The following is a 12467-nucleotide window of genomic DNA, read 5'->3' on the forward strand; positions in this document are numbered from 1 at the left end:
GGTATTGAGCTTGGCGAGAGGCTGCGGCGCCCGACGCCGCGTCAGTCCAGCTTCAATCGCTAGAGGCTGGCAGGACGAGTTCGCATTCCGGCCCCGCCGTGCGTATGACGGTCCCAAACGGCGCGGAGCGCCCGGCCAGGCGCTCGAGGATCCGGCGGCTCGTCTCGGGGCTGGCGAGCGAGGGCGCGCCGCGGGTCGCCATGTCGTCGGCCCCGCCCAAGCCGATCTCGTTCAGTTCGAGAGGGATCAGCCGCGCGCTGCGGCAGCGCCCATTGCGGAAGCCGCATTCGACGATGGCGCCCTCCCAGGATTCCCGCGGATAGGCGCCGGGCGCCTTCTCGGTCTGGAAGAAGAAGTTGCCGAGCCCATAGAAGAGCGGGACGCCCTCGAACACCTCGACACCCTGCAGCACCGGCGCGCCATGGCCGACGAAGACCGAAGCGCCGGCGGCGGCGCAGGCCTTGGCGAAGCGGCGCTGCCACTCGGGAACCTGGGTATTGTCGGGTTCCCAGTCGTGGTTGTGGTGATAGGCGATCACGACGTCAGCCCTCGCCTTAGCCGAGCGAAGGGCGGCAAGGACGCGCTCGCGGTCCTCCGCCAGGATCTCGCCGTCGTCGCTGCGCCTGACCTCGTTGACGCCGGGCCGGTCGGGCGTCGCTGCGCCTCCTTCACGGACCTTGCCGGTGGCGAAGGCGACCAGGGCGACGGTCCCGGCTGGAATCGCTACGAAGGCGGGCGCCGAGGCGGCGGCCAGATCCGCGCCGCTGCCGGCGGAGGGCAGGTTCGCCGCCCGGAGAGCCTCTGCCGTGTCGAGAATTCCGCCCGAGCCCAGGTCGAAGGCGTGATTGTTGGCGGTGGCGACGAGGTTGATCCGAAGGTCCCTGAGGACGTCCAGGATCTCCGGGCCCGCGGCGTGCAGGGTGAGAAGCTCGCGCGTCGGCGCGCCGGCGCGGGGCCCCTCGATCACCGTTTCAAGGTTGGTGAAGACCGCATGAGCTTGCGCCAACCGTTCGCGCACAGCGGTCCGGCCGGGCCATTCAGCAGGGCCGAAGGCGTGTTCGAGCAGGGCCTGACCGAGCAGGGTCACCCGCAGGTCCGTCGCCTGAGCGCCGGCGGCCGTTGCGAAGCTGGCTCCGGCCAGGGCCAGAAGCTGGCGGCGGTTCATTTGCATGGCCCCCTGTTTGGCGAACGGGACCATAAATGCAGAGTGCCCGAGCGGGGTAGATCATGCCCCTGGCGCATGGGTCGATACGAAACTGCAATAAGGTTGTGCCCTGAAACGCCCCCAGCGAGGTTCGCCATCGCCAAACGACCCGCGGCCCTTATGTCGCGAGGATGCAAAGGCAGAACGGGAGAAGGGGGCAGGACATGGCGAGCGAACAAAAGGCCACGGCGCGGCTTCGGTACGGTGCGGCTCTGGGCGCCTTGGCGGCGGCCGGCGTGCTGACAGGGACGACTTCTTCGGCTCAGGCCCAGGAGGTTGCGAGCGTCGAGGAGATCGTCGTCACCGGCTCGCGCATCCAGCGCCGCGACGCCGATTCCGTTGGGCCTGTGACCACTATCACCGCCGAAGAGATTCAGGCCTCGGGGGCCAGCTCGGTGGGCGAGATCCTGCAGAAGTTGCCGTCGGCCGGGGTCAGCCTGAACACCAACGGAACCCAGGGCACCTCCTATGGCGCCAGCTCCATCAACCTGCGCTATCTGGGCGGGGCCGAGGGCAGCGGCAACCGCGTGCTGGTGCTGGTCGACGGCCACCGCTGGGTGGACGGCGTAGGCCAGCGCGGCTTCCGCGACTTCGTAGACCTCAACACCATGCCGCTCGGCATGATCGAGGGCATCGAGGTGCTGAAGGACGGCGCGTCGGCGATTTACGGCGCTGACGCCATCGCGGGCGTGGTGAACATCCAGACGGTGCGCGATTTCGACGGGCTGCGCCTCTCGACCAAGGCCGGCGTCACGTCCGAAGGGGACGGCCAGTCGTTCTCCAGCGTCGTCACCTGGGGCAAGCGGTTCGACAACGGCTCGCTGATCTTCTCGGCCAGCTATGTAAAGGACCGGCCGATCCGCACCGACGCGCGCGACCTGACCCGGTTGACGATGGTTCCGGTGACCAGTCCGCCGAATAGCCCGAACGGCCTCTACATCCTGCCAGGCCTGGCTTCGAACGCTTACTTCGGAACCCCCGCCGGCTTCGCCACCTCGGCCTCGCCCATCGCGGCGAACGGGCAGGGTCCCTACGGGGCGGGCGCCCAGGCAGACAACAGCTTCCACACCGCGGCTCTGCCGGGCGACTTCTACAACATCCAGGCCCAGGGCATCTATTCGGTGGGCCCGAGCGAGCGGTACGGCTTCTATGGCCGCTATCGCGGCGATCTCTCGGACAATGTGCGCTTCCAGGCCGAGGCGCTGTTCAACCGGCGCATTTCCGACCAGCTGTTCTCCCCGGTGCTGCTGGACGTCGGCGGCACGGCCGGGACGATCCGCGGCTTCGCGATCCCGAACAACCATCCCTACAACCCGTTCGGCACGGCCAACGGCGTGCCCGCGGCCAACGCCCTGGGCTTTGCGGCCACCCAGGCCTGGCGGATCCGCCGGGTGATGACCGATGTGGGCAATCGCGACAACATCCAGGACGTGAAGACCTACCGCTTTGCTGCGGGCTTCGATGGCGAGTTGGAGCTGTTCGGCCGCGAATGGCGCTGGGACCTGTTCGGCAGCTATTCGAAGAACGACATGCAGTCGAAAGCGCTGAACGGCGTCAATTACGACCGCCTGGCTCTGGCCCTCGGCTCTCCGGCGGCCTGCGCCGCCAGCCCAGGCTGCACGCCGGTCAATCTGTTCGCGCCGATGACGCCGGAGATGGCGGCCTACATCCGCTACACCACCCGCGAATCCAACCAGACCGAGCTCTATGACCTGACCTTCAACGTCACGGGCGACCTGTTCGAACTGCCGGCCGGGCCGCTCGCCATCGCCGCGGGTTACGAGTACCGCCAGAACAAGGCTTCGGACTCCCCAGACCCCTATGTGAACCAGACGCCGGTCAACATCCCGGCCCAATACACCACCACCTCGGCCCAGACGCGGACCCCCACCTCCGGCCAGTACAGCCTGCACGAAGCCTATGTCGAACTGGCGGCGCCACTGCTGAAGGAAGTCGCCTTCGCTCATAGCCTCGATCTCAGCCTGGCCGGCCGCTATTCGAACTACGACACGGTCGGCGACGCCACGACGGTCAAGGTCGGCCTCGGCTGGCGACCCATCGAGGACATCCTGGTCCGCGCCACCTACTCGCAGGGCTTCCGCGCGCCGTCGATTCTCGAGCTTTATCAAGGCGCTCGCGAGACAAGCTTCCAGGGTATGGATCCCTGCAACGGCGGGGCGGCGGCCAATCCGGGCCGACCGGGCTGCGCCGGCGTTCCGGCCGGCTACAACCAGGCCAACTTCAACCTAAACGGCCTGATCCCCGGCACCATTTCGGGCAACACCGACCTGAAGCCGGAGACGGCCGACACCTACAGCGTGGGCGTGGCGATCAAGCCGAGTTTCGCGCCGGGCCTGTCGCTGACGGTCGACTGGTACGAGATCACCATCAAGGACGCCATCGCCTCGCAGTCGGCGACCCAGATCATGAACCTCTGCGCCAGCCAGGGTGGGGTGTTCTGCTCGCTGATCACCCGCGATCCCGGCACCGGCGCGGTCCTGAACCTGCTGCAGGGCGCCCAGAACCTGAACGAGATCTCGACGGCGGGCGTGGACACCACCCTCCGCTACGATTTCTCCACCCAGATCGGCCGCTTCGCCGCGGTGCTGGACGCTTCTTACCTGGATCACTTCACCACCACGAGCCCCAACCCGGCGGGCGGCCCGCCCATCGTAGACGAGCGGGCCGGGAAGGGGGATCAGCCCCGGTCGACCTATCCGCGATGGAAGGGCCAGACCTCCCTGCGCTGGAACGAGGGGCCGATGTCGGCGGTCTGGCGCGGGCGCTACATCGGCAAGACCACCGACGTGGTAAATCCGGTCAAGGACGCCACCACCAAGGCTGTCTTCTACCAGGACGTGGAGGCGACCTACCGGTTCGACTGGTACGACACCAGCGTCACGCTGGGCGTGAACAACATCTTCGACAAGATGCCGCCAGCCTCCTACGCCAACGCGCCGATCAACTTCGACATCTACACCTACGACGTGCGCGGCCGGTCCTTCTATGTTCGTCTGGGCATGCAGTTCTGAGCCCTAGAAGGCGTCGATGACCACCACCCTCGATCCGAAGGACGGCGCGCCCCGTGCGCGCCGGGGCGTGCTCGACCGGATCGCGGCGATCGGTGACGCCTTGCCCGATCCGGTCTTCATCTTCCTGGCCTGCATCGGGCTGGTGATGATCGGATCGGCCGCCGCCGCCGGCTGGTCGGCGGTCAATCCGGTCACCGGAGAGGCCCTGAGGGTGGAAAGCCTGCTGACCGAGGCCAATCTCGGGCGGCTGCTCACCCAGATGCCGGCGACCATGGCGGCTTTCCCGCCACTGGGCCTGGTGCTGGTGGTGATGCTGGGGGCGGGTGTGGCCGAACGGTCGGGCCTTTTCCACGCCTTGCTGGGCGGCGCCGTGCGGCGCCTGCCGTCCAAAGCCTTGACGCCGTCGCTGTTCATCGTCGGCCTCCTGTCGCACCACGCCTCCGATGCGGCCTATGTGGTGCTGATCCCACTGGCGGCGCTGATTTATGCGGAAGCGGGGCGTCATCCGCTGACCGGCATCGCCGTCGCCTACGCCGGCATCTCCGGCGCCTTCGCCGGCAATGTGATCCCTGGCCAGTTCGACGTGCTGATCCTGGGCATCACCGAGCCCGCCGCGCGGCTGATCGATCCCGCCTTCACGATGAATCCCCTCGGCAACTGGTGGTTCACCCTCGCCATCGGAGTGCTCTTTGCGCCTATCGCCTGGTTCGTGACCGACCGGATCGTCGAGCCCAGGCTCGGCGCCTGGCGCGGACCTGCCAGCCCCGTGGACGAGCCGGCGATCGCGCTCGGAGAGCTGACCGCGGCCCAGCGGCGCGGCCTCGTCCGTGCAGGTCTCGCGGCCCTGGTGGTGATCGGCCTCTTTGCGGCGCTGACCCTCTGGCCGGGCTTCACGCCCCTGATCGACGAAAGCGCGACAGGGCCGCAGCGAATGACGCCCTTCTATAGGGCGTTGATCGCGGCCTTCATGCTGCTGTTCCTGGCCACCGGCTGGGCCTATGGCGCGGCGGCAGGCACGGTGCGCAACCATCGCGAGGTGGTGGCGATGATGGGCGATGGGATGCGCGCGATGGCGCCCTATCTGGTCCTGGTCTTCTTCGCGGCCCATTTCGTGACCCTGTTCGCCTGGTCGAACCTGGGGCCGGTGATGGCGGTCCGTGGGGCCGAGACGCTGCAGGCGCTGAACCTGCCGACCCCGCTCCTGCTGCTGTCGCTGCTGTCGATGTCGGCGGGACTCGACCTCGTGATCGGCTCGGCTTCGGCCAAGTGGGCGGCCATGGCGCCGGTGGTGGTGCCGATGCTGATGCTGCTGGGCGTCTCCCCCGAAATGACCACCGCGGCCTACCGGATGGGCGACTCGATCTTCAACGTGGTCACCCCGCTCGCCTCCAACTTCCCCTTGGTCTTGGTGATGTGCAGGCGATGGATCCCGGAGTTCGGGGTCGGCTCGATGATCGCCCTGATGGCGCCCTACAGCGCCGCCTTCCTCCTCGGCGGCTTCCTTCTGCTCGGAACCTGGACGGCCCTGGAATTGCCGGTGGGACCTGGCGCGCCGGCCGCCTATGCGCCGCCGGCCGCGGCGGCCGGACGCTAGCGGCATGACGCCCCCCGATACATCGGCGCCGTTGCGCATTTTCGAAGGCGTGGACGTGCAGCGCGATGTCATGGTCCCGATGCGCGACGGCGTGCGGCTGGCCGCCGACATCTACCGTCCCGCCGGCGCGACCGGCCCTTTGCCGGTGCTGCTGGAGCGCACGCCCTACGGCAAGCGGGAGACCAATCACGCCGACCGCACGGCCGCCGATCCGACGCCGAAGCCGAAGCCCGAGATCGCGGCGGCTTTCGCACGCGCGGGCTATGTCTACGTCCTGCAGGACTGCCGCGGGCGCTTCGCCTCCGAAGGCGAGTTCGCCAAGTACGTCAACGAGGGGGAGGACGGCGTCGACACCTTGGCCTGGATCCTCGCCCAGCCCTGGTGCGATGGCGCCGTCGGCACGCTGGGCCTCTCCTACGGCGCTCACGTGCAGGCGGCCATGGCGGCCTACGATCCGCCGGGCCTTAAGGCGATGTTCCTGGATTCCGGGGGTTTCTCCAGCGCCTATCACAGCGGCATCCGCCAGGGCGGGGCCTTCGAGCTCAAGCAACTCACCTGGGCGGTCAAGCACGCCCGGCTTTCGCCCAAGACCGCCCGGGATCCGGCGCGGCGCGAGGCGCTCGAGAGGGAGGACATCCGCCGCTGGATCGGCGTCAATCCGTGGCGGCGCGGCGCCTCACCCGTCAGCGCCGCCCCGGAATACGAGGACTATGTCCTCGAACAGTGGGTCAATGAGACCTTCGGCGCGTTCTGGCGCCGGCCAGGCCTCTACGCGGCCGGCGCCTATGCGGCCTTCGTCGATGCGCCCCAGGTCCACATGAGCAGCTGGTACGACCCCTACGCTCTCACGGCGACGGAGAACTACCAGGGGCTCTCCAAAATCAAGCGCGGCCCGGTGAAGCTGGTCCTGGGGCCCTGGACCCACGGCCAGCGTTCGGTCTCCTACGCCGGCGACGTGGATTTCAGCCCCGCCGCCGTGCTCGACGGCGCGCTTGCGCCCGACTATCTGGCCCTGCGGCGGGCCTGGTTCGACCGGCATCTGAAGGGGCGCGAGGCGCCCGACTATCTGTCCGCGCCGGTGAAGCTGTTCGTCATGGGCGGCGGATCTGGACGGCGCACGCTGGAAGGGCGGCTGGACCACGGCGGCGCCTGGCGCGACGCGTCCGACTGGCCCCTGCCCGAAGCGGTTCCGACGGCCTTCCATCTCTGCGCCGACGGCGGCTTGCGGGTCGAGGCGCCGAATGAGGCGGGCTTGCGCGCCTGGCGGCACGATCCGCACGATCCCGTGCCCACCATCGGCGGGGCCATCGCCTCGGGCGCGCCGCTAATGGAGGCCGGCGCCTTTGATCAGCGGGAGAGCGAGCGGGTGTTTGGGGCCAAGGTCCCGGGCCGGCCTCTAGCGGACCGCGAGGACGTGCTGGTCTTCCAGACCGAACCGCTGGAGGCGGACGTGGAGGTGATCGGCCCGATCTCCGCGCGGCTCTTCGTCTCCTCCTCGGCGGTGGACACCGACATCATGTTCAAGCTGATCGACGTCTATCCGCCCAGCGAGGATTGGCCGGAAGGCTTCGCCATGAACTTGACCCACGGCGTGCTGCGCCTACGGTTCCGGGAGTCCTTCGAGACGCCGGTCCCGATGTCGCCTGGGGAAATCTATGAGGTCGCCGTCGCCGGGTTTCCTACCGCCAACCGGTTCGCCAAAGGCCATCGGATCCGGCTGGACATCGCCAGCAGCAACTTCCCGCATTTCGACGTCAATCCGAACACCGGCGCCCCGGCCGGCGAGGCGAGCGACCCTGTGGTGGCGGAGAACCGGGTGCATCTGGGGCCTGCGACGCCCTCCTGCGTCGTCCTGCCGGTGGTCCCGATCGGGCGGGTTTAGATGAGCCGGCCGGCGCGCCCGGCGGCCGCCGACGGCGTGGGCCTACGCGCCCTGCGCACCTTCGAGGCCATCATCCGTCTGGGGTCGGTGACGGCCGCAGCCGCGGAGGTGGGCCTGACCCAGCCGGCCGCTAGCCGCCTGCTCGCCCAGCTGGAGCGGCATGTGGGCTTCGAGCTCTTCTATCGCGATCGCGGCCGGCTCGCGCCGACGCCCGACGGACTGCTTTTGTTCGAAGAGGTCGAGCGGGCGCTGGACAATGTCGATCGGGTTTACGACCTGGCGCGCGACATCGCGGAGTTTCGGGTCGGGCAGCTGAAGCTGGTGGCGCCGCCGAGTTTCCTGGAGGGCCTTCTGCCGGATATCGCCGCGGCGTTCCTGGCGCAGTATCCGAAGGTGCATCTGACCATCGACTCCCATTCGGTGGAGGCGGCCAAGGCGCTGATCGCCTCGCGCAGCGTCGATGCGGGCTTCGTGAAGCTGCCGCTCAATCGGCCGGACCTGCGCGCCGAGACGGTGATGGTCAGCGAGACCGCCTGCGTCCTGCGCGGCGACGACCCGCTGGCGGCGTGCGAGGAGATCGATCCGGCTCGCCTGCGCGGCGCGCCGCTGGTGCTGCTGGGCCTGGGTCGCAGTTCGCGGGCCAGGGTTGAGGCGGCGTTCGACGCCGTGGGGGTGCGGCCGCGGGTGCGGGTCGAGACCCACACCGTCGCGTCCGCCTGCGCGCTGGCCGCCCGCGGCGTCGGGGTGGCCATCGTCAACGAGGATCTGGCGCGGGGCTACCTGCGCGACGGGGCGGTGATGCGCCGCTTCACCCCAAGCATCGTCCACGAATACGCCTTCGTGACCTCGGCGGGGGCGGCCCCCACGCGCCTGGCCGCCGCCTTCCTGGCCCTGACGCGGGAGCGGCTGGGGGCGGTATAGGGGCAAAGTCTCGGATTGGATGCCGCAGAGCGATCGCCGCAATGTCGACACCGTGATTCCGACTACAAGGGCGGCATGTGGATTCGCCGCCTTCGACGCACCGTCGTCGCCATTCTCGGACTGGGCCTCCTGCTGGGCAGCCCGGCGCACGCGCAGAACTCCCCCGAAGCCCAGCGCGTGTTCGACCGCGCCCGATTGGCGATGGGCGGACCGGCCGCGTGGAACGCGCTCCGCGGCCTGCACGAGACAGGAAAGGTCGCCGGGCGACCCTACCACCGCTGGGTGGACCCGCTGCGTTATGGAATCCGCACCGAGACGCACCTCCCCGAGGGCCTTTTCGTCGAGGCCTACAACGGGGCCGGCGAATGGCGGATCCTGCCGGACGGGATCGTCACCGGCTCGGTCGAGCGGGAGGTCATGGCCGAGGTTCGTTCCGACGCCTTTTTCGGGGCTTATGGCTATTTCTTTCCCAGCCGCTTCGACCTGCGCAGCACCCATGAGGGCGTCCGCCAAGCCGGCGGCCGGTCCTTCGACGTCCTGAGGGTGCAACCGGCCGGCGGCGAGCCGCGGGACCTGTGGTTCGACCGCGGCACCGGCCTGCTGGGCTTCGTCATCGATGAGACGGGCCCGAAGCAGGGGCGCACGGAACTTATGGACTATCGCCGCGTCGGGCAGGTCCTGATCCCGTTCCGCGCCGTGGCGCACGGCGGCGGCCGGCCCCGGGGCGAGGAGCGGGTCCTCGAGAGGATCGTCTTCCCGACGGCCGACCGGAACCTCTTCAGCCTGCCGCCACCGGGATCATAGAACGGCGCCGGAGCGCGGCGCCGGTCAGGCCCACGCCGAGGATCAGGAGCGCCCAGGTCGCGGTTTCGGGCACCGCGGAGGCAATGCGAGCGCTCTCCGCACTTAGGCCCATGCCCACGAAGCCCTCGGTGGTCCAAAGCACGGCCTGGGAGTTTATTTGGCCGTAGAATGGGCCAAACCCGGAAAAGTAGTCGGGGGGCGGCGTTGGGGTGAAAGCCACGAAGCCCATCCACCCAGCCGCCCCGGAAACGTAGTGAGCGACGCGGCCGGCGCCCACCTCGACCCGCGACTCATATTCGCTGAAGTTCAGGGAGACGTTGTTGATCGTCAGGGTGACGGTCATCAGCGGCGGAAGACCCCAATATGGCCCTCCATCCATCTTGAACTCACTGATCGCGCCGTCGGCGGGATCATAGACATACTTGGCGACGAACGCCTGGCCATCGAGCACCTCCCCCGGTGCGCCGAAGAGACCGTCATGGTCGGTAAATGAGGTGACCGAGCCTGTGTAGGTTGCGATCAGGGTCGCCGCAAAGCTCGGCCAGGCGCTGAAGCTTGCAGCCGCGGCTAAGGCTCCCGCTACGACGGCGGTTCGGAGCTTTGAAGGCGGCGGCATGACGATTTCCCACGTGCATGAAGGTATAGCGGGAAACCTGCAGCCGGATTCTTGCGCCAGTATTTGCTAGATTCTCGCGGCGGGTGTCTTCTCGACGTTCGCTGGAGACTTGGCGGGAGAGGGCGGCTCAATGTCGACGGCGTATTTCCACGACGTCGCTCTAGACGAGGGCTTCCTGACCGGGCGCCGGGCCGACGGAACGCCACTGAACTTCACCCGCCAGGAGCGTGCGCTCCTGTCGCTCATGGCGCCGCAGCCAGGGCGGCTGTTCACCCGCGACGAGCTTTGGAACGCACTGGGGTCGCGCGGGTCCGACCGCAGCGTCGATTTTGTGGTCAATCGCCTGCGTGGAAAGCTGGGCGACGACGGCCCCCAGCGTCGGTTCATCTCGACACAGTACGGCGAAGGCTATGTGTGGGTGGCGCCGCGTTCGGCCGGCGAGCCCCGCGAGGCGTTTATCGCTCTTCTTCAAACGACCGGGCAGGGCGGGCCGCAGGACGAGGCCGTCATCGAGGCGCTCAAGACGGCGCTTCAGGCGGAGGTCGGCTCGCGCAACCGCATCCTCCAGGTCAAGGATAAGGTGGCCGCTAGTCCTCATGTTTTCGCCCTCGAGGTCAGCCTCCATTGGATGGGCGGCGTGGCGCATGCGGGACTGGCGCTCAAGCGCAACCGGTCCGGCGGGACCGCGACGACATTTCGAGAACGTCTTGCGGACCCGCCAAGCCAAGGCTCGCTCAAGTCGCTCGCAAGGGCGGTCTTGCAGGCGGCGTGGCGGGATCTGGCCCTGGGCGGTCGCGGGGGCGCCGCGCCCACCGATCCGCCGCTGCACCTGCGCCTTCACGCAGCTTCGATCCTGCTGGACCCGCCCGGCGCGGTCTGGGTGCAGAACGGCGAGCAGATTCGGACGCTGAGAGCCGAGAATCCGGACGATTCGGTGCTCGCGATCCTCTGGGCCATGCATCTCTTCGGGCGGCTGACGATCGATCCGGGACCTGAGCCGCTCAGCCTCGAGAGCAACAAAGCTTGGGCTGCGGAAATCGAAGGACTGGTCTTTGCGAGCCAGGGCGCCGCCGCCGAGGATCCGATCCTGGCCTTGGCGGCCGCCAAGCTCCTGCTGGGCGTGAACCGCGGACATGAGGATCTGGCCGAACGGCTTGCGATGACCGCTTTCGCCAGCAGCGCGGCGTTTGCGGCGTCATTTCCGATGCTTGGCCAGATCAAGGCCTGTCGCGGCGAGCTTGGAGAGGCGTTGCGCCACTATGACGAAGGCTTGCGGCTCTGCGAGCCAGGGTCGGCGTTCGAACTCTATATCCAGATATTGAGAGCGACCGCCCTGATCGCCGCGGAGGACCACGAGGCCGTGGAGACGGTCTACGACCGGCTCGTCGCGATCTCGCCCGCTGAAGTCGAGAAGTTCGCCCTGCTGTTCCTGCCGGCCGATGATGCAGGCATGGCCCGCCGGCTTGCGCCTTATCTCGACCGTATCAGCGAGGCCGCAGCCAAGCGGATGATCGCCTATCTGCACATCAGGGTGGCCCGGCAATTCCGAAATCCGGAGCATTCGGCCAACCTCCTCCGCGGGCCGCTGACCCATCTTGTCCGGCGTTTCGGGCCAGGAGTCGTCTCGCCGGCGCTGTGGCGCGACATGCCCGCGGAGTTCGGTTACCTGCGGGGTGCGAAGTCCATGCCCGGCGAAGTTGCGAGGTGAAGCGGCCTGTGAGGACGGTCGACGGCGCTCTCGCTTTCAGGGACTTCCCGGAAACCAGGACGCATTCAGCCGACGAAACGCCAGATCACCAGACCCGCCGTACCGGCGGTGGCGGCGAGCGCGATCAGGATGACGACGCCGTCCCGCGCGGTCAGGCCTAGGCCGAAGGCGGTGATCGCCGTCGCGGGGGCGGCGGTGGAGAAGGGGATCAACTCCAGTGGCGGCGTGACGGCGCCGACGCAGACGCAGGCGAGCGCCACCATCCGGCGCGGAACGCCTTCCGTCAGTACGGTCAGCCGGGGCCTGACCAGTCGATCGAGAAACCGAGCCGGCTTTCGGGCGAAGTTGGCGCTCTTTTCGACCTTCGAAGCGCCCACCTTGAGCCGGAGAAGCTTGCCCGGCAGCCAGATGCGGTCCCGTCCAATCAACATCTGGCCGGCGATCAGGACCACCGTCAGGCCAAGCACGCTTGGAACTCCGGGAATCCCGCTGACCGGCGTCATGGTGAGAAGGCCCGCCACGAACAGCAGCGGCCCGAACGCGCGGACCCCGACCGCCTCGTGGATTTCTCCAAGCGAGATCTTCGGGTCGGCGAATTTCGCCCGCTCGGCGAGGGTATCCATCAGTTCGGCGAGATCACGCGCGGGCGCGTCCGGCATCGGCCTGCTCCTTTCGAGTGCCCAGGCTAAACGCCGAACGGCCGTGC

The 12467-nt window shown here is 68.3% G+C and carries 9 protein-coding genes; 6 read left to right on the forward strand and 3 right to left on the reverse strand.

Annotation, left to right across the window (positions count from 1 at the left end):
• Window positions 1-52: 52 nt before the first annotated feature.
• Entirely contained in the window at window positions 53-1165 is a 1113-nt protein-coding gene (locus ACK41C_RS17165; protein WP_409656742.1) for a CapA family protein, read from the reverse strand.
• A 203-nt stretch (window positions 1166-1368) separates the two neighbouring features.
• Between ACK41C_RS17165 and ACK41C_RS17170 the strand changes: the two genes are divergently transcribed.
• The 5 genes from ACK41C_RS17170 to ACK41C_RS17190 all read left to right on the forward strand — a co-directional run bounded on the left by ACK41C_RS17170 (window position 1369) and on the right by ACK41C_RS17190 (window position 9437).
• A complete protein-coding gene (locus ACK41C_RS17170) occupies window positions 1369-4236 on the forward strand; it encodes a TonB-dependent receptor (RefSeq protein ID WP_409656744.1) in 2868 nt (955 codons plus the stop codon).
• 16 nt (window positions 4237-4252) lie between these two features.
• Complete coding sequence (locus ACK41C_RS17175; protein WP_409656746.1) at window positions 4253-5830, forward strand: AbgT family transporter; 1578 nt, start codon at window positions 4253-4255, stop codon at window positions 5828-5830.
• Window positions 5831-5834: 4 nt separating this feature from the next.
• Window positions 5835-7712, forward strand: coding sequence for a CocE/NonD family hydrolase (locus ACK41C_RS17180; protein WP_409656748.1), 1878 nt, complete (start codon window positions 5835-5837; stop codon window positions 7710-7712).
• Complete coding sequence (locus tag ACK41C_RS17185; protein WP_409656750.1) at window positions 7713-8633, forward strand: LysR substrate-binding domain-containing protein; 921 nt, start codon at window positions 7713-7715, stop codon at window positions 8631-8633.
• A gap of 75 nt (window positions 8634-8708) precedes the next feature.
• Window positions 8709-9437, forward strand: coding sequence for a hypothetical protein (locus ACK41C_RS17190; protein ID WP_409656752.1), 729 nt, complete (start codon window positions 8709-8711; stop codon window positions 9435-9437).
• Here the strand turns inward: ACK41C_RS17190 and ACK41C_RS17195 are convergent.
• Entirely contained in the window at window positions 9412-10053 is a 642-nt protein-coding gene (locus ACK41C_RS17195; protein ID WP_409656754.1) for a PEPxxWA-CTERM sorting domain-containing protein, read from the reverse strand. The genes ACK41C_RS17190 and ACK41C_RS17195 overlap by 26 nt on opposite strands.
• A 130-nt stretch (window positions 10054-10183) precedes the next feature.
• Between ACK41C_RS17195 and ACK41C_RS17200 the strand changes: the two genes are divergently transcribed.
• Window positions 10184-11761 carry a winged helix-turn-helix domain-containing protein gene (locus tag ACK41C_RS17200; RefSeq protein ID WP_409656756.1) on the forward strand — a complete coding sequence of 526 codons (1578 nt, stop codon included), beginning with the start codon at window positions 10184-10186 and terminating at the stop codon, window positions 11759-11761.
• 65 nt (window positions 11762-11826) lie between these two features.
• Here ACK41C_RS17200 and ACK41C_RS17205 read toward each other — a convergent pair whose 3' ends face one another.
• Window positions 11827-12420, reverse strand: a complete 594-nt coding sequence (locus tag ACK41C_RS17205) for an exopolysaccharide biosynthesis protein (RefSeq protein ID WP_409656758.1) — start codon at window positions 12418-12420, stop codon at window positions 11827-11829.
• Window positions 12421-12467: the final 47 nt, after the last annotated feature.

The sequence above is a fragment of the Phenylobacterium sp. genome, assembly GCF_046290725.1.
GTDB lineage: Bacteria > Pseudomonadota > Alphaproteobacteria > Caulobacterales > Caulobacteraceae > Phenylobacterium.